Origin of the sequence: Acetivibrio straminisolvens JCM 21531, assembly GCF_000521465.1 — a bacterium.
Classification (GTDB): Bacteria; Bacillota; Clostridia; order Acetivibrionales; family Acetivibrionaceae; genus Hungateiclostridium; species Hungateiclostridium straminisolvens.
The window spans coordinates 68,245-87,406 of the sequence record NZ_BAVR01000009.1; the positions used below are offsets into that span (position 1 = coordinate 68,245).

General features: G+C 37.9%; 12 protein-coding genes, 5 pseudogenes and 1 other annotated feature. Of the genes and pseudogenes, 16 read left to right on the top strand and 1 reads right to left on the bottom strand.

The features are described 5' to 3' along the window. Positions 1 to 252 precede the first annotated feature (252 nt). The 12 genes and pseudogenes from JCM21531_RS03970 (at position 253) to aroB (ending at position 11,880) form a co-directional block, all read left to right on the top strand. Positions 253 to 1,625 (top strand): annotated as a pseudogene (locus JCM21531_RS03970) (glycoside hydrolase family 13 protein). Continuing rightward, a complete protein-coding gene (locus tag JCM21531_RS20455; protein WP_243467184.1) occupies positions 1,622 to 1,978 on the top strand; it encodes a hypothetical protein in 357 nt (118 codons plus the stop codon). The pseudogene JCM21531_RS03970 and the gene JCM21531_RS20455 overlap by 4 nt, the downstream one beginning before the upstream one ends. 140 nt (positions 1,979 to 2,118) lie before the next feature. Then, positions 2,119 to 3,410: pseudogene (locus JCM21531_RS03975) on the top strand (methionine gamma-lyase family protein). A 19-nt stretch (positions 3,411 to 3,429) separates the two neighbouring features. Further along, positions 3,430 to 4,698, top strand: a complete 1,269-nt coding sequence (locus JCM21531_RS03980) for a biotin/lipoyl attachment domain-containing protein (RefSeq protein WP_038287568.1) — start codon at positions 3,430 to 3,432, stop codon at positions 4,696 to 4,698. Beyond that, positions 4,698 to 5,402: a YggS family pyridoxal phosphate-dependent enzyme gene (locus JCM21531_RS03985; RefSeq protein ID WP_038287569.1), complete on the top strand. Its 705-nt coding sequence runs from the start codon at positions 4,698 to 4,700 to the stop codon at positions 5,400 to 5,402. Before JCM21531_RS03980 ends, JCM21531_RS03985 begins: the two co-directional genes overlap by 1 nt. A gap of 71 nt (positions 5,403 to 5,473) precedes the next feature. Next, a pseudogene (locus JCM21531_RS24295) lies at positions 5,474 to 5,931 on the top strand (cell division protein SepF). A 19-nt stretch (positions 5,932 to 5,950) separates the two neighbouring features. Further along, the gene (locus JCM21531_RS03995) at positions 5,951 to 6,235 is read left to right on the top strand and encodes a YggT family protein (protein WP_038287571.1); all 285 of its coding nucleotides are present in this window, start codon (positions 5,951 to 5,953) and stop codon (positions 6,233 to 6,235) included. 26 nt (positions 6,236 to 6,261) lie between these two features. After that, positions 6,262 to 6,882 (top strand): YlmH/Sll1252 family protein, encoded by a 621-nt coding sequence (locus JCM21531_RS04000; protein WP_243467175.1) that lies wholly within the window; start codon positions 6,262 to 6,264, stop codon positions 6,880 to 6,882. Continuing rightward, a complete protein-coding gene (locus JCM21531_RS20470; RefSeq protein ID WP_243467176.1) occupies positions 6,834 to 7,052 on the top strand; it encodes a S4 domain-containing protein in 219 nt (72 codons plus the stop codon). Before JCM21531_RS04000 ends, JCM21531_RS20470 begins: the two co-directional genes overlap by 49 nt. Before the next feature lie 13 nt (positions 7,053 to 7,065). Next, the gene (locus tag JCM21531_RS04005) at positions 7,066 to 7,530 is read left to right on the top strand and encodes a DivIVA domain-containing protein (RefSeq protein ID WP_038287573.1); all 465 of its coding nucleotides are present in this window, start codon (positions 7,066 to 7,068) and stop codon (positions 7,528 to 7,530) included. A 73-nt stretch (positions 7,531 to 7,603) separates the two neighbouring features. Continuing rightward, positions 7,604 to 7,850 (top strand) — a binding site (T-box leader). A gap of 77 nt (positions 7,851 to 7,927) precedes the next feature. Beyond that, positions 7,928 to 10,720, top strand: coding sequence for an isoleucine--tRNA ligase (gene ileS, locus JCM21531_RS04010; protein WP_038287575.1), 2,793 nt, complete (start codon positions 7,928 to 7,930; stop codon positions 10,718 to 10,720). Positions 10,721 to 10,797: 77 nt separating this feature from the next. After that, a complete protein-coding gene (aroB, locus tag JCM21531_RS04015) occupies positions 10,798 to 11,880 on the top strand; it encodes a 3-dehydroquinate synthase (RefSeq protein ID WP_038287577.1) in 1,083 nt (360 codons plus the stop codon). 342 nt (positions 11,881 to 12,222) lie between these two features. Here aroB and JCM21531_RS04020 read toward each other — a convergent pair whose 3' ends face one another. Further along, on the bottom strand, positions 12,223 to 12,522 hold the full coding sequence (locus JCM21531_RS04020) for a hypothetical protein (protein WP_243467177.1): 300 nt from the start codon (positions 12,520 to 12,522) through the stop codon (positions 12,223 to 12,225). Positions 12,523 to 12,977: 455 nt separating this feature from the next. Here JCM21531_RS04020 and JCM21531_RS04025 point away from each other — a divergent pair. The 4 genes and pseudogenes from JCM21531_RS04025 to JCM21531_RS04040 all read left to right on the top strand — a co-directional run bounded on the left by JCM21531_RS04025 (position 12,978) and on the right by JCM21531_RS04040 (position 19,081). Next, positions 12,978 to 13,846: pseudogene (locus JCM21531_RS04025) on the top strand (orotate phosphoribosyltransferase). A gap of 93 nt (positions 13,847 to 13,939) precedes the next feature. Further along, positions 13,940 to 15,328: pseudogene (miaB, locus tag JCM21531_RS04030) on the top strand (tRNA (N6-isopentenyl adenosine(37)-C2)-methylthiotransferase MiaB). Between the two features lie 283 nt (positions 15,329 to 15,611). Beyond that, positions 15,612 to 16,790: an ABC transporter substrate-binding protein gene (locus JCM21531_RS04035; RefSeq protein WP_038287578.1), complete on the top strand. Its 1,179-nt coding sequence runs from the start codon at positions 15,612 to 15,614 to the stop codon at positions 16,788 to 16,790. A 197-nt stretch (positions 16,791 to 16,987) separates the two neighbouring features. Continuing rightward, entirely contained in the window at positions 16,988 to 19,081 is a 2,094-nt protein-coding gene (locus JCM21531_RS04040; RefSeq protein ID WP_243467178.1) for a methyl-accepting chemotaxis protein, read from the top strand. Positions 19,082 to 19,162 lie beyond the last annotated feature (81 nt).

The following is a 19,162-nucleotide window of genomic DNA, read 5'->3' on the forward strand; positions in this document are numbered from 1 at the left end:
TACTTAAAAGTAGGGGTCATTTTTTGCCTCTTGAAATGAAAGGGGCAAAAGCGAAAGGAATCGATGTGCCAAGCTTTTTTGATATGGATTGGTACTTTAAGTTAAAGGATGAGACAAAGTAAATACAGTTAAATTTAACTGTGAAATATGGTATCATAGTATTATACGACATATCTTATATTTCATGGAGCTGTTTTTCGAAAAGGAAACCTGCTGAAAGTTATATCAAACTTAGAAATGGGGTATCCGTTAATGAAGCTTGAGGCAATATATCACAAACCTTATAGCGAGTTTGCATTTCCTATTGATCCCGATACTCTGGTAATAAGACTTAGGACGGCTAAAAACGATATAAATACCTGTATTCTCATCTACCATGAAAAATATGACTCGACACAGCGGGGAAAAGTAAAGATGGATAAAGTCGCAAGCGATCAAATGTTTGACTATTATGAGGTAGAACTTAATGCAGGTATGAAGAGAATTAAGTATATGTTTTATCTTGAGGATAATTATTCGATAAAATGGTACAGCAGCGACGGCTTCTTCGATTATATGCCTCAATGGGGATTTTTTAGCTATTCTTATATATGCAAAGATGACATTTTACAAGAGGTTCAATGGTTTCGCAATTCAGTAATATACCAGATATTCCCCGACAGGTTTGCCAAGCTTCCGCCGGATACAAGCAATTCGGGCAACAGAACGGTACATGGAGGCAATATTAAAGGGATAATAGAAAGGTTTGATTATTTAGTCCGGCTTGGAGTTGATGCAATTTACTTAAATCCCATATTCAAATCGGAATCTTACCACCGCTATGACGTTATCGATTATTATGAAATTGACCCTGTGTTCGGTAATAAAAGAGAGCTAAAGGAATTGATTGACCTGTGCCACAAAAACGGCATAAAAGTAATATTTGACGGAGTTTTAATCATTCCGGGGATAAGTTTTTTGTTTTTAGAGATATTGTTGAAAAGGGAGAGAAATCAAAATATGTAAACTGGTATTTCATAAATTCGTTTCCGGTTGAAGGATATCCAAGACCCAACTATGAATGCTTTTCCTTTTATGGGGGAATGCCGAAGTTTAATACCTCAAATCCTGAGACGACGAAATACCTTCTTGATGTGGTAAAGTATTGGACAGTGGAGTTTGGTGTGGATGGCTGGAGGCTTGATGCGGCAGATGAGGTGGACCGAAAGTTTTGGAGAAAGCTTAGGGATATGCTGAAAGATATAAACAAGGATGTAGTGCTGGTTGGCGAAATATTTGACGAGGCTTCTTCATGGCTTTGGGGAGACCAGTTTGACTCGGTGATGAATTATCCGTTAAAAGCTATGATAAATGACCTTTTTGCCTATAGGTCCATTGATACGGAGATTTTTAGAATGAGAATCAACAGCTATATAATGAAGCTTCATAAAAAGGTGCTCAACAGCCTGGTAAACATAATAAGCACCCATGATACACCGAGGTTTTTGACGCTTTGCGATGGTGATGAGAAGAGGTTTGAGTTGCAGCGGTATTTCAATTTACCTTTCCGGGAATCCCCCTCATATACTACGGTGATGAAATTGGGATGGAAGGCGAAGGAGATCCCGATTGCCGAAGGCCAATGATATGGGACGAAGCAAAATGGAACAGAAAAATTTTTGAGTTGTACCGGTTTTTGATTGACTTGAGAAAGAAGTTCTATGCTTTGAGAACGGGGGAATATGGCGAGCTTAATGTAACAGGAAGTAAGGGAATACTGGCATACAGAAGAGGACGGGGAGAAGACGGAATTCTTGTCGTTATGAATACATTGGACCGGAAGGAAAATATTGTGGTGAAGACAGGGGAGTTTTTCGATGGTGTGAAAGCCTTCGAATCCTTGAAGGACAGTGAGGTGGTGAAAGTCGAGCGAAAAAGAATTAACATATGCTTAAAGCCATTTGAATGGAGGATTTACAAAGCATGTGGCGAAATATAAACAGTATAAAAAAGTGCGATGTTCTTTTGTATTTTTGTAATTGGATATTATTGAAATTAAAGGCGAATGTGTTAGAATTATATGTATGGTTAAAGGGAAAGCCTTTGACGATAAGAATATATAGGATTTGAGGGAAAAAGATGAATTTTCAGTCGAAAAGTTATTTAAAAAATGAATTTGGAATTGATGATAGAGTACTTAAAATTGCCGAATCGGTAATAGAAGAGATAACTCCTGCGTTTCAAAGGATTGACTCTATCCGGGAGTTCAACCAGTATAAAGTAATCAAAGCAATGCAGAACAACAACTTGAGTGATTCCCATTTCGGGGGTACTACAGGGTATGGCTATGATGACAGAGGCAGAGAGGTTTTGGATGATGTTTACAGGGATGTTTTTAAGGCAGAGGATGCAATGGTAAGACATCAAATCGTATCCGGTACTCATGCTCTGGCTATATGCCTTTTTGGAAATCTCAGGCCACAAGATGAGCTTTTGGCGGTTACAGGAAAGCCTATGACACATTGGAAGAGGTTATTGGCTTACGGGGAGAAGGGGGAGGTTCTTTAAAGGAATTTGGAGTGTCGTACCGTCAATTGGATTTACTGAAAGATGGCAGTATTGATTACCAAGCAATCGACAGTGCAATAAATCAAAGGACTGCGATGGTTTTAATCCAAAGGTCAAGAGGTTATGAATGGAGGCCGGCGCTGTCCATAGATGAGATTGAAAAGGCTATCAAAATTATAAAAAGCAAAAAAAGGGATATAGTGGTCCTTGTGGACAACTGCTATGGAGAGTTTGTTGAAGACAGGGAGCCGGTGGAGGTTGGAGCAGACCTTGTGGCAGGTTCCCTTATAAAAAATCCCGGGGGCGGCCTTGCTCCTACGGGCGGCTATATTGCCGGAAAGAAGGAATGTGTTGAAAAAGCAGCATACAGGCTTACGACTCCAGGGCTTGGCAAGCATGTGGGTGCGTCTTTGGGACATAACAGACAGATGTTTCAGGGATTGTTCATGGCGCCCCATGTGGTGGCAGAAAGCCTTAAGGGAGCGGTATTCTGCGCTGCGGTTATGGAAGCATTGGGGTTTGAAACAAGTCCTAAAGTGAACGACAGAAGGGGAGACATTATTCAGGCTGTCAGATTTAATGAGCCAGATAGTCTTATAGCATTTTGTCAGGGAATACAAAAGGGTTCTCCTGTGGATTCTTTTGTTACACCGGAGCCTTGGGACATGCCCGGCTACGATTGTCCGGTAATAATGGCTGCCGGAGCTTTTGTTCAAGGTTCGTCCATTGAGCTTAGTGCCGATGCTCCAATCAAACCTCCTTATACTGCTTATATGCAGGGTGGATTGGTTTTTGAGCATGTAAAGCTTGGAATTATGATATCCATACAAAAAATGCTTGAAAAGGGAATAATAAAAATCTAATGCCGGAAGGTGAATAAAGATGCCGGAGGAAAGCAAAAGAAAAATCAATGGAAGGATAAAGCTGGGAGGACTTTTGGTTGTCCTGTTCTTATTGCTATATATTCCGTCCTTTATATTTTGGATTTACGGCAAGAATATTCACACAGATATAATAAGAATGGGAGCACTGGAAGACTATGTAACAACTGATGCCTACATTGTAAGGGATGAAACTGTAATCAATTCTCCTTCTGACGGAATTAGTATAAGGAATGTGGAAGAAGGAGAAAAGGTGGGAGCTGCAGATACCATTGCCACAATATTGAACAAGTCTTCGGAAAAACTTTTGGAGGATTTGAAGACTCTTGATTTGAGAATAATTCAGGCAAAAAGAGAAAAGACCAAAAACGACAATTTCTTTTCCGAGGATATAAAAAAGCTTGATCAAGAGATACAGCGAAAGCTGTTGCTTATAATTAAGCAGAGCAACAGAAACAGCATTTCGGAGGCTAAACAAATAAAGAATGATATTGACGAACTTATTAAAAAGAAAGCTACCATTTCAGGGGACTTAAGCTATACCGATGCGACCATAAAAGCCCTTGAAAACGAGAAAAAGATACTGCAGGAAAGTATAAATGCCAGCAAACGAAATATTGTTTCGAATTCATCCGGGATAGTTTCTTATGTAATTGACGGATATGAAGGAATTCTCAATTCGGAAAAAATACCGGAAATTACTCCGGAAATGCTGGGAATGATAAAAGCTGTAGAAAACAACGGAATGGCAAATGACTTAAATACACAGTACAATAAGCCATTTGTCAAGGTAATTGGAGGGTTGGACTATTATATAGTGTTTGCCATGGCCAAAGAAGAGGCTGACGATTTTAAGGTGGATGATTACCTGAATATACGGATTAACGATATTGGCAGAGTTGTTGACGGCACGATTGCATACAAGTCCAATGAAATAGACGGTAAATTTGTTATTGCAGTTCGGACTGACAAGGCCCTAAGTGACACAGCAAGTTTGAGGGTGATTAATGTCGATCTTATCAAGAGCCGTTATGAAGGGTTGATTGTTCCCGTTAAAAGCCTTGTCAATATCGATACGGACAGGATGCAGGCAAAAATCGCACTGGTTAGAGCAAGAAGGGCAAATTTCGTTCCTGTTAAGATTGTTGGAAGAAATAACAATTTTGCAGTTATTGACAATATAGAAGATTATAAAGACGGCGGCGTTAGCTTGTATTCAAGCTACATTATAAATCCAAAAAATATAGAGGAAGGACAGGTCATAAATTGATGAGTGGGGAGTTTGATTATATCAAAAGAAATCTTTATTCTGTTATGGAGAAAATAGAAAAGGCTGCTTTAAAAAGCGGAAGAACTGCAAAAGACATTAAGCTTGTTGCGGTGACAAAAACTGTTGAACCGGAACGAATTATGAAAATTCTTGACGAAGGTATTCTGGATTTGGGTGAAAATAGGGTTCAGGAATTGACAAAAAAGTACGATATATTAAACAGCAGGGAATGTAAATGGCACCTAATCGGGCATCTTCAGACAAATAAGGTAAAATATATTGTGGATAAAGTCTCCCTGATACACTCTGTTGACAGGATTGAATTGGCAAAGGAAATTCAAAAAAGAGCAGAAGCTATTGGGAAAATTATAGACGTTCTGGTTCAGGTGAATGTTTCCGGGGAAGAAAGCAAGTTCGGCATTTCTGTGGAGGATGCATACGGCCTTGTAAGGGAAATAAGCTCCATGCCCAATTTAAGGGTGAAGGGTCTAATGACAATGGCTCCATATGCTGAAAATCCTGAGAGTGTTCGATATGTTTTTAGTAAATTAAGGGACTTATCTATTGACATTGGCAAAGAAAAGCTTGATAATAGTAATATGGAGATTTTGTCCATGGGAATGAGTAACGATTTTGAAGTTGCAATTGAAGAAGGAGCGAGCTTGGTTCGAATCGGTACTGCTTTGTTTGGAAAAAGAAACTGAAGTTTTTTAAAGGCTGATATTGACAATTAATATATTTCACAAAAGATAAATAGCAAATAGGAGGGAGAAACATGTCAACAATATTAAACAAGGTTTTGAATTTTGTTGGTTGGGAAACAGAGGACGAAGAGGAGGATGTTGAAACCGTTGATGAGTCCTTAGAGATTGAGGAGGATTTGAAGAGGCCCCAATTTCAACCGATAAGCAGAAGGACTCAGAACAAGGTTGTGAATATTCACTCTGCGTCACAATTTAAAGTAATTGTTATGCAGCCTGAGAGTTTTAATGATGCTAAGGATGTTTGCGACCATTTGAAGAGCAAAAGCCGGTAGTTGTAAATCTTGGAAGCGTACAAAAGGAAACTGCCCAGAGGATAGTTGACTTTTTGAGCGGCGCCATATATGCTCTTGACGGAAATATACAGAAGGTTTCAAGCGATATATTTATTGTTGCTCCACATAATGTAGATATTATGGGGGATTTAAAAGGAGATATAACAGCAAAAGCTGTTTTTCCGTGGTCAAAATAGTTGGAGGATAGAGAAATAAATGGAGGGTGACAATCTGACCATTACGGCACTTAAAGCTTTGGGACTTTTGTTTGAAATTATTCAATGGTCCATTGTTATACGTGCTATATTATCGTGGTTTCCGATACCAAAGAATAATATATTTGTAAAACTTATACTGCAGATTACAGAGCCGATATTGTCGCCTATTCGTAGTCTGCTTGAGAACACCTCCTTCGGAAGGAACTCCATGATTGATTTTTCCCCAATGATTGCGTTACTGATATTTTGGATTATGGCAAGTTTGATAGATATTATGATATAGGCAGGAATTAAGGTGTATTGGATAATATGAATAAAGAAGCGGTATTAAAAGGGATTCAAAAGCTTGAAGACAAGCTTTTGGTAGCTAAAATTTTAGACAAGTATACCTTATCCCGGAAAATTATGAGTGATACCCATTCGGATTTTTTGGACCCTTATCAGCAAAATATAGTGAGAAAATGCCTTGAAATGAGCGGTATAAGGGACTATATCTTCTTTGGGGGATTTGGTGGGGCAGAGAGAACAGTAGTGGTTTTCTGCCCTTATTATATGCCTGAAAACGCAGACAGTGAGTTCTCCGAGCTTTTTGAAATACTTAAAATAAAGCCAAACACTAGGGAGAACTTTTCCCACAGAGATTATTTGGGCTCATTGATGGGATTAGGTATTAAAAGAGAAAAAATTGGAGATATTCTTGTTAGGGAAGATTTTGCTTTTGTGGTTGTATTAAAGGATATTGCAGATTATATAAAGATAAATTTGACAAAAGTCGGCAACGCCCGCGTTGAAATTGATATTGCAAATAACGATGAGCTTGAGATGTTGGAGCCTAAGGTAAAAGAGATAAGCTCCACAGTTGCGTCCTTGAGGTTGATTCTGTGGCAAGTGCCGGATTTGGCATATCCAGAAGCAAGATTGCCGATTTGATACGGGCCGAGAGAGTGTCTGTCAACTGGGAAACAACCAGCAGTCTTACAAAGCTTATCAATGAAGGAGATACAATTTCAATCCGGGGAAAAGGCAGAGTAGTTCTTGAGAAAATAGGCAATACAACCAAAAAAGACAGAATCCACGTTTTACTAAAGAAATTTATATGACGAGGTGTTTGCTATGAACTATACGCCTAATGAGTTGGAGAATTTGACATTTAAGAGAAGTGTTGTTGGCGGCTACAGTGAAGATATGGTAAATGAAGTGTTGGATAAAATAATTGAAGATTATACCGCATACATACGCGAGAATATCGAGTTAAAGGACAAAGTGGCAGTGCTCAATGAGGCAATCTTGCACTATAAGAATATAGAGGAATCTTTGCAGAATACTTTGCTGGTGGCACAGCAGACGAGCGAGGAGATAAAAAAGAATGGCTACCAGAAGGCAGAAAATATTATAAAAGAAGCTGAAATTAAAGCTCAGAAGATAATAGACGAGGCAAATCAGGAAGTCCTTAAAATAAGGTTTGAATATGAAGAATTGAAAAGAAAGCTCCATTCCTACAAGAGCAAGGTGGAGTCTCTTCTTCTTTCCCAATTGGAAATACTAAAGCCCATGGTTGAGGAAGAAGGAGTGGAGTAAAACATTAAAATATTAATTGGATTTCTTGACATTAAAACGTTATATATTGTATAATTCTTTTAATTGAACAGTGGCAAAAACGATGAGTAGAACGAGTAGAGGGCGAAACTTTTGAAGAGAGCAGGTGGTTGGTGCGAATCCTGTAAAGCCAGCCTTTGAAAATCATCTACGAGTTGCCGGCTGAAAGGTATGAGAAGTTTCCAAGTAAGCTGGGCCGGCGGTGAGCCGTTATTTTAATTAAGTGATTAGGAATATATATTTTGATATATATTCTATAATAAATATGGGTGGTACCGCGTGAGGATTCTCTCGTCCTTTTGATGAGAGTTTTTTAGTTTTACATAATTTATATGAAATTTATATTATTCAAATAAATATCACTGATGGAGGTTTGAAAATGTCAGAAGATTACGGAAAAACTTTAAATCTACCAAGTACGGAGTTTCCTATGAGGGCAAATCTTCCTCAAAGAGAGCCGGAGTTTCTGAAAAAGTGGGAAGAAATGGATATTTATAACAAACAGCTTGCGAAAAATGCCGGAAAACCGAAGTTTGTACTCCACGATGGTCCTCCATATGCAAATGGCGGAATTCATCTGGGAACTGCTCTTAATAAAATATTAAAAGATATTATTGTGAAATATTACAGCATGAAGGGCTATGAGACACCCTATGTTCCCGGATGGGATACCCATGGACTTCCGATTGAACAGAGGGCCATAAAGGAATTTGGACTTAAAAGACATGAAGTTGGTCCTGTAGAGTTTAGGCAGGCATGCAAGAAATTTGCCTTAAAGTACTTGGATGTGCAAAGAGAAGCTTTTAAAAGACTTGGGGTAAGAGCAGATTGGGAACATCCTTATATTACATTAAACAAAGAATTTGAAGCCAAACAGATAGAAGTATTCGGTGAAATGGCTAAAAAAGGTTATATATACAAAGGGTTAAGACCTGTGTACTGGTGCCCCGATTGTGAAACTGCCCTTGCGGAAGCGGAAATTGAATATGCGGAAGACACCACTCTTTCGATATACGTTAAGTTTGAGGTAAAAGACGACAAGGGTAAGTTCAAGGATTTGGTGGACAGCCTTGAAAACACATATTTCGTAATATGGACCACTACCACCTGGACACTTCCCGGAAACCTTGCCATCAGCTTGAACGCAGAGTTTGAGTATGGATTGGTTAAGGCAAACGGTGAGTATTATATAGTTGCGGTAGAGCTCCTTGAAAACGTTATGAAGGTTGCAGGAATAGAAGAATACGAGATAAAGGCGAAATTTACCGGAGAGGAACTTGAAGGCATGCTTTGCAAGCATCCGTTCCTTGACAGGGATTCTGTGATTATAACCGGAGACCATGTTACTGCCGAAGCGGGTACAGGTTGTGTTCATACTGCTCCGGGACATGGTGCGGAAGACTTTGAAGTATGTAAAAAGTATGACATACCTGTAATAGTACCGGTGGATGATAAAGGTTATCTGACTTCTGAAGCAGGACAATTTGCAGGAATGTATTATGAAAAGTCAAATGCTGCAATTATTGAGCAGCTCAAGTCAACCAATAATCTTTTGGCATCGGAAAAGATTGTTCACCAGTATCCTCACTGTTGGAGATGCAAGGATCCGATAATATTCAGGGCTACAGAGCAGTGGTTTGCATCAATAGAAGGTTTCAGAAAGGAAGCGATTGATGCCATCTCAACTGTAAAGTGGATTCCCGACTGGGGCCAGGAGAGAATTACAAACATGGTAAAAGACCGCGGCGACTGGTGTATTTCCAGACAGAGAATATGGGGAGTTCCGATTCCGATATTCTACTGCAAGGATTGCAAGAAGGAACTTATAAATGACGATACAATTAAAGCAGTAGTAAAGCTGTTTGCGGAAAAAGGTTCCGATGCTTGGTACGAGTACGACGCAAAGGACATTCTGCCCGAAGGTACAAAATGTGAGTGCGGATGCTCGGAGTTTACCAAGGAAAAGGACATTATGGATGTATGGTTTGATTCCGGTTCCAGCCATGCTGCTGTTCTTGAGACAACAGAAGGGTTAAGATGGCCTGCGGACATGTACTTGGAAGGAAGTGACCAGCATAGAGGATGGTTCCAGTCTTCGCTCCTTACTGCAGTTGCCACAAGAGGCACTGCTCCTTACAAGACAGTGCTGACCCACGGTTATGTGGTTGACGGTGAAGGAAGAAAGATGTCCAAGTCTTTGGGTAACGGAATTGATCCGGAGGATGTAATAAAAGAATACGGAGCGGACATACTAAGGCTCTGGGTTGCATCTTCAGACTACAGGACGGATATCAGAATATCCAAGGATATATTAAAGCAGCTTTCCGAAGTATACAGAAAGATTAGAAATACTTGCAGATATATTCTGGGCAACATATATGATTTTGACCCAAATAAAGACATGGTAAGCTATGAAGAGATGAACGAGCTTGACAAATGGGCGCTTATGAAACTCAACGGACTTATAAAGAAAGTTAACGATGCTTATGAAAAATATGAGTTCCATTTGATGTTCCATGCAATACACAATTTCTGTGTTGTAGATATGAGTAACTTCTATCTTGATATTATAAAAGACAGACTCTATACCAGCAGGCCTGATTCAAAGGAAAGAAGAGCGGCGCAAACTGTAATGTATGAAATATTGGAATCTCTTGTGAAAATGCTGGCGCCGGTACTGGCGTTTACCAGTGAGGAAGTTTGGCAGTTTATGCCTCACAGGAGCACAAATGATCCTGAAAGCGTGCAGCTTAATTTCTGGCCTGAACTTAATGAAAAGTATGAAAATTCAGAGCTTAAGGAAAAATGGGATAGGATAATCGAAATCCGTGATGTGGTATCCAAGGCCCTTGAAATTGCAAGAACAGAAAAAATCATAGGTCACTCTTTAAATGCAAAGGTTACTATCTTTGCCGACGAGTCAAACTATGACTTTATAGATTCTATAAAGAAGGATCTTGTTACGGTTTTCATAGTTTCGGATTTTGAGCTCAGAAAATTTGATGAGGCTTCCGACAAGTATTATGAAGACCCGGATGTAAAGGGATTGAGGGTTAGTATTTCTACAGCTTCCGGTAATAAGTGCGAAAGATGCTGGATGATTAGCGAGTCGGTTGGAAAGAATGAAAAACATGCCACTCTTTGCGACAGGTGTGCAGAAGTAGTTGGTTGATTTTACGGTTAATTTTATGGGCTAAAAGGTTTATCCTTTTAGCCTGATATAATACCGAAGGGTGGGATGATTGGCAGATGATAAAAGTAAATGTCGATTTACAAGAAAGGAGCTATCCGATTTATATAAACACGGACTATTCCCAAATAGGTAAATGCATTCATAGTGCAAAACTTACGGGTAAAATGGTTTTGATAACCGATACCAATGTGGACAAATATCAGGCCGATGAATGTGTAAAAGCCTTTGTAGAAGCAGGTTGTGAAGTAAATAAATTTGTTATTCCGGCAGGCGAGGAAAACAAGAACCTCGATACTATGAGGGATATTTACAAGTTCCTGCTTGGTTTAAAGCTGGATAGAAGCGCTACGTTGATAGCGCTCGGCGGTGGAGTTGTTGGAGATATAACCGGTTTTGCCGCTGCGACTTTTCTTCGGGGGATAAATTTCGTCCAGATACCTACTACTCTTCTTGCACAGTCGGACAGCAGTGTAGGGGGAAAGGTGGGAGTTGACTTTGAAGGAAGCAAAAACATTGTGGGAGCTTTCTATCAGCCCAAATTCGTGTATATAAATGTCAGTACACTAAAAACCCTTCCCGAAAGGGAACTTAGGGCAGGGCTTGCAGAAGTAGTCAAGCATGGCATAATCCTGGATGAAGAATTTTATGAATATGTAGACTATAATGTTCTCAAGATATTCAATTATGATGAAGCAGTGCTCCAGTACATTGCGAAAAAGAATTGCTCCATAAAGGCTTCTGTAGTTGAGAAGGACGAAAAAGAAGGCGGTTTGCGGGCAATTTTGAATTTCGGCCACACTATAGGGCACGCAATTGAGACGGTGATGGATTTTAAACTTTTGCACGGAGAATGTGTTTCATTGGGGATGGTAGCTGCCATGAGAATGGCTCTGTACCTTGAGATGATAGATCAACACAGCGTAGACCGTGTAAAGGGTACTTTGGATAAAATAGGGCTTCCAACAAAGCTTGAAGGCATTGATGTTGACAGTGTGTACAATCAGATGTTTTACGATAAAAAAATAAAAGGAAGCAAGCTTACTTTTGTGCTTCCGAGGAAAAAAATCGGAGAAGTAATACAGTGTACTATAGATGATGAGGATTTGATAAAGAGGGTAATAGCCAGCCTTGGAGAATGACAGCAATGGCTGGTTCTTTTTTTTGTGGGTGGCAAAGCCAAAAAATATGAAATTATAAATAACAAAAAGCGATGGTAGAAGTTTTATTACCATCGCGAGCAAAGTAAAAAAATTTGAACTACTTTATCCGTCCATTCAGTATTTTATACTGTTAAGATAAAGTTTGTCGGAATGGGAAAATCAATTAATCAATAAAAGCTCGGGACATCGAGTCCCTTCGCTTTTGCCTCTTTCATTTCATTCCAAGAGGCCAAATTTAAGTGTACGCATAATATGTATGCGTACACTGTTATGAATTTTTGGTGGGTATAAGCCAATACAAATTAAAAATATTACATAAAGTTATTCAAACTCCACCAATCTTATTTTGTTATCTTTGGCAAACTTGGTTATTTCTTGCTTGTATTGCTCAAAGTGATCCCAGTCCATAGGTTTTAAAACCATTATCGGTTTCTTTGAGCCTTTTACGCGTATCTCGATTTTTTCGCTGGTCTTTTTTGAAAACAGCTTTGTTACGGTATGATAACCGAACCTGATTTCACTTATCTGGTGATAATCAAGGAAAATTGGTTTACCTTTTTTGTCTATTACGGTAATACCTGTCCAGTCCCTGTTACACGTGATAAGTCTGGTGCTATTCATAATACATTCCTCCCACATTACCAAAAAACAAGTGAAATTAAAACATGAAATAACAACATTTGGTAGTTTATTTATATAAAAATTATCTATATTAGTCCCTTCCCAAGTATATAAATACGTTTGATGTCAATTCTTATGGGGGATTGAATTTAAAATTTATTCTTCCAATTGGAGTCTATGTAATATATTATATAAGTATATATGTTGTATATCATGCCAGCCCAAAAAATATTGACAACGCGATTGCTTTTGCCCCAAAAATAACAGAAATGAAAATATAAAATACAAGCCGCGTACCTGTCAATATTTAAAATTAAATATTATTTTTATATTTTGAGTAGCATAATTTATAGTATAATTATATAGCTTGCTACAATTATATTATACCATAATAATACAATGATTTGTAGTATATTAAAAAATTAATTACATCTTTACAGAGGAGGAGTATAAAATTGGATATGAATAATGAAAAATTGCTAAAGTGGCTTTTTGAAACAAATGCTATAAGGGTATGTCCCCAGGACAAGCCATTCTGGTATACATCGGGAACTATAGGTCCGTATTATATAAATACTCATTTTCTTTACGGAAGCGAGGAAAAAGCTAATAAACTTTTGGCGTTTATAGACAGGGAAAAGGAGAATGTTTTAAAGTGTCCGGAAAGAATTCTTGAGAAACAATGAAGAATTATCAATCTGACGCCATATACCAAGGACTGATTGATGAAATGTGTGCATTTATAAAAAACAATATAGACGTTAATGAAATCGAATACATTTCAGGGGGAGAAAGACGGGATTGGTTCTTCTCACTCATTATTGCAAAGTTTCTCAATAAGCCTCATATAACCATATATAAAGATTTGGCCGCAGTGGTTTCAATCGATGGAAAGACAGAGGAACTGAGAAAGTTAAACGGCGAAAGTGTTCTTCATATTGCAGATTTGATTACCGAAGCTTCAAGCTATGAGAGGGCATGGATTCCTGCAATAAAGAACAATGGAGGAAGGATAAAATGGAGTGTTGTTGTGGTAGACAGAAAGCAGGGCGGCGGTGAATTGCTCAAATCTTACGATGTAGAGTCTTTTTCAATGGTTGATATAGACATTGGTCTTTTTAGAAGGGTTTTGGATATGGGACTTATAAACAAGGAGCAATTTGATATGATTGAAAGGTATATTCTTGACCCGAAGGAATCGATGGCAGAGTTTCTAAGGAAGAATCCGGATTTTATTAAGGAAGCCCTTGCTGCAGATGATAAAACCAGAGAAAGGGCAAAACTTTGCATTGAAAAGGATTTTTACGGTTTGAATATTGGGTAGGATTATGAAAGTAATATTAGCAGGTTTGTTATATGGAGGTTAGTTAAGTTGAGTAAAAGTAATAGAAAAAATATTTGCGTGTCCGCGGAGGAGATGGCAAGACAGCAGCAGTTTATTGACGAGATTAAGGAACTGAATTATCAAAGAGAAATTATGACCGCAAAGAAGAAGCTTTATTACCTGGCTACTTTCGGCTGTCAGATGAATGAGCATGATTCGGAGAAGCTTGCGGGAATGTTGGCAGAAATGGGATATGCCGAAACGGATAATATGAACGGCAGCGATCTGATTATTTACAATACATGCTGTGTCAGGGAAAATGCCGAGCTTAAGGTTTATGGACACCTCGGGCCGTTAAAGCACCTAAAAAAGAAAACCCGGATCTTGTGATTGCTGTATGCGGTTGTATGATGCAGCAGCCGGAAGTTGTGGAGCATATAAAGAAAACGTACAGGCATGTTGACCTGATATTTGGTACGCACAACCTGTATAAATTTCCCGAGCTTTTGTACAACGCAATGTTCTCAGTCAACCGTAATTGATGTCTGGGATTGTGAGGGGCAGATAGCTGAGAATGTGGCAATTGTGAGAAAGGATGGGGTAAAAGCTTGGGTTACTGTCATGTACGGCTGCAATAATTTCTGCTCTTACTGTATTGTGCCTTATGTGCGCGGCAGGGAAAGAAGCAGGACTATGGATAATATCCTTGAAGAGGTAAGGATGTTAGGATGTCAAGGGTTTAAGGAGATAACACTTCTGGGGCAGAACGTAAACTCTTACGGAAAAGATATTGGGGACGGTACAAGCTTTGCCGGATTGATCCGCGAGGTAAACAAAGTTCCCGAAATTGAAAGAATCAGGTTTACGACATCCCATCCGAAGGATTTGTCCGATGAGTTGATTTATGCCATAAGGGACTGCGAAAAGGTGTGCGAGCACTTGCATCTTCCGTTTCAGGCGGGAAGTACCAGAATACTGAAGATGATGAACAGAAAATACACCAAGGAGGACTACATTAATCTTGCGTCAAAGATTAAGGAAAATATACCGGATATAACATTGACCACCGATATTATCGTAGGATTTCCCGGTGAGACGGAAGAAGATTTCTTAGACACCTTGGATATTCTTGAGAAGGTCAGGTTTGACAACGCCTTTACCTTCCTGTATTCAAAAAGAACCGGTACGCCTGCGGCCAAAATGGAGCAACAGGTTCCCGAAGAGGTAAAAAAGGATAGATTCCAGAGGCTTCTTGCTACTCAAAACAGGATAAGCAAGGAGTTAAACGACATGTTTTTAGGCAAAGTGGTTGAAGTTCTTGTTGAGGGAGTCAGCAAAACAAATGATGAAATTCTCACAGGAAGGACAAGGGGAAATAAAGTTGTTAATTTTAAAGGAGATTCAACTCTAATAGGGCAATTGGTGAATGTAAAGATAGACACTGTTAAGACTTGGTCGCTGGAAGGCAACGTAGTAAAGTGATAAAAGAATACTAGATTAGGCAATTCCAAAAAGGCAAGAGGATAACAGTACTTTGTTTTAAAGGACTTCATTGTACTGCTCTTGCTTCTTTATTTTTGCTTTCAGTAGTTTTTTCCTGCCAATACTTTACACAAATCTATTATTTAAATATTATTCAGAAATATTATTAAGGTGACGATAAAGTTTACATAAATTTATATTATGTTTTATTTTTGTCCTTTGAAGTATTAAGTAGTTCCCATGTTTAATTAAAAAATCTAAGTTTATGAAAGGATTGGATTAAATGAGAAGAGTTTTTAGTGGCAAATGGAAGTATGTACTTTTATTGTTAGTAGCATTTGCTTTAATTTTTACTGCCGCATGCAGCAGTAAGCCAAGAGCAGAAACCATCACTCCCAATCACGAAAATCAAAAGGACGAAGGAAATCTAAACTCTGGAAAGGAAGTTACCCAGGAAGAACAAGGGCAACAGAAAGAAGATAAAGAGGTAACTAACAAGCTTGTTAACACCGGAAAGAAAATTGCTTTTGTAACTTTTGCCAATCCGGATTCTCAACAATGGCAAAAGCTTGCCGAGAATGCAGCATTCAGAGTATTGAAAGAAGCGGGCTATGATACTGAGAATACGGAATTTAAGATAATTAAAGAAGACGACGCCACGAAAGTTGGAGAAGTAACTAAAGAAATTATGCAATTTAGCCCTGATTTAGCATTGATTGTAAATTCTTCTATGGCTATTCCCCTTGCAAATTCTTTGGAGGGCGCACCATTCCCCGTAGTTATTCCATCATGCAGAGAAGCGGGAGTAGTTGATTCTTCAGGGGTGGCTGCAAAAAATGTTACGGGAGTCAATTTTACACCGGCTGATATAATGGCTAAAGCTGCCAATCTTGTATCTATTGTTGATCCGTCCATACCCAAAAAGACAGTATTCGTAGTTGGTAAATATGCACCTGCCAAATATCCAAAAGAAATGGTAGAAGGTCAGCTGAAAGCTGCAGGGGTTGAGCTCAAAGCCTATGAAGTGCCGGAAACGGAGGAAGAGCTTTATAGTGTGATAGAAAAATATGAAAATGATCCTGAAATAAAATGGGTTATTTATGTAGGTAATTTCGTAAGACTCAAAGACGGTACTATCGGTAATTTAATTGATGCATTAACTTATTTAAGAGAGAATAGCAAAAAAATGAACATTGCTTTGGTTGATACCATGGTTAAAAATGGTGCGTTTGGTGGTGTAACGGTTGATTTAACTGCATTGGCAGAACAACAAACGGAAGTTGCATTAAGGCTCTTAAATGGAGAAGACATTAAAAATATAAAAATAGAAGACCCTAAAAAAGTTTATATCTATTACAACAAGATGACTGCTGACAGAATAGGCGTAGAGTTGCCGCTTCAAGCGATTGAATCAGCTTATAGAGTGTATACGGATTACGATGGAAATTATATTGGCAATTAAGATATTTAATTTATGGATAAAAAAATGAATATCTTGCACTATTGAAAACTGAAAAGTCATAGTTTGTTTGAAGAAAGCTATGACTTTTTCGCCGTATTTTTAAAGCTCCACAATTCTTAAAGAAAAAAATTGATGAATTGTTAAAATTCCTGAAAGGAATGAGGATAATGAAACCTGAAAAAATTAGAAACCATATTATGAATAAAATGCGCAAATATAAATTTCCGGAGACTCGGTCGGTTTCAAATTCAAAAAAACAGGACTCAAATAATTCGTTTGTACCGGATGAAAAAAACGACATACGAAGATTTAAAATACTGGAGAGTCTTGGCAAATTAACTGATTTTAAATCTCTGAAAACCAAGTTGCTTCTACTTAATGCTATAACCATTTCATTTGTTATAGTGGCAATTATGGCATATATGGTTTATGTTTCTAAAAGCAATGCAAAAGAAGATATGGAAAATAGTTTAAAGAACCAGTCTATTGCTGCAGAAATTATTTTAAACAATAAAATCAGCAATATTGAAAATATAAATGCAAACATAGCAAGAAACTCCGCGTTTAAAATGTTGATACAGATGGATTTGAAACAGCAATTGAATCAAAATTTGCAGGAATACATGAATAAATACCCGGAAATAAACGATATTATTGTCTATAAAGGAGATACTGAAATTTACCGTGCTAATGAAAATAGTGATGTAAAGATTGATAGTACCATTAAGCAAAGAAACGGCTTTATACAAGGGGAACATATAAATATTTTCAGTATGGAAGATATTGTAGATTCTAATTCTGAAACTATTGGAACAATTGTATTATTGCATGATATAACTGTTGACAACAACTTGATTAGAGAAATAAGTACCACTCTTGAAGCGAATGCGTTTTTATATGAAGGAAATAAACTAACGGCAATGAGTGATGCCAATGGTAATGCGTATGACAATAATGAAGATGTTACCATAGATTTGGAAAGTATCTCAAAAGGCAATGAATTTCTTGATGATACTCAACGAATGTTTGGTGAAAATTATTATTTATACTGCAAAGAGATTAAAGACTATCAAGGAAAAACTTTGGGAGTATTGTCTGTAGGCGTAACTGACGGAAGTTTAAATAGATTGGTAAATGAAATTACATTCAACATGATAGCTATTGGTTTGCTGTCATTGGCAATAGGATTATTCTTTGCATGGGTTATTTCGGTAGTTATTTCAACACCTATAAAACATTTGGTTAAGAATGTTGAATTGGTTCAAAAGGGAGATCTTACTGTTTCTTCTGATTATAAAAGCAATGATGAGGTAGGGGTATTGTCAAATGCTTTTTATGAAATGGTGGATACGCTAAGAGGCATTTTAACGGACATTAATACCAAGTCCTTGTTGCTGGCTGGTTCGACCGAAGAAATAAACAACAGTTGCTCAATATCGGTGGATACCTTCGAAAGTATATCGGTTGCGGCTCAGGACATAGCCCAAGGTGCAAATGAACAGGTGGAATCAGTTGACGAAGCTAAAATGCAGATAGAAGTAATTTTGAATGATATGGCTAGAATGGCTGATTTATTGGTGGAAGCCAAAGAAATATCTCAAAATGCCGGTGAAAGCGCATCGGTGGGTGACAATCTTGTAACGGAAGCATTAAATCAGATGGATAATATAAACAATAGCATACTGAATTCTAATAAGTGCTTAAAAGATTTGGGACATGAATCCGACAGCATATTTAAAATTATCAAAGTTATATCGGATATTGCAAGTCAAACCCATTTGCTGGCTATGAATGCAACAATAGAAGCTGCAAAAGCAGGTGAGGCCGGAAAGGGATTTTCGGTTATAGCCTCAGAAATCAGGAAACTGGCTTTAAAATCAAAAGATTCAACTGTTGAAATAAATAAAATAATTTCGGATATAAAGGCATATATAAATAAAACTATAGATATAGCAGATGCGACAATAACACAATCTGAAAAAGGTATTTCTGTCGTGTCAAACGCTAAAAATACTTTTAATACAATAAATAATAATACTAAAGATATTATTGAAAAGGTTAATGAGCTGGTAGTTGCTACTGAAAGGGTCGTTTCAAACAGTAAACTTTTTACAAAATCCTTCTATCAAACAATGGGGGTGGCGGAAAGCACTTCAGCTTCTATTGAGGAAATAGCGGCATCCTTGGAAACCCAAACCGATACTATGGACAAAATTACAAATTCGTCGAGCTTATTGGCACAATCGGCAAAAGAAATGCATGAATTGGTCGGTAAGTTTAAGATTAATTAATAAATACGATATTCATTCACCCCGAAATTTCAGTATAAATGAAGTAACAATTAAGAAAAGCATAGGTAAAATATTATAAAA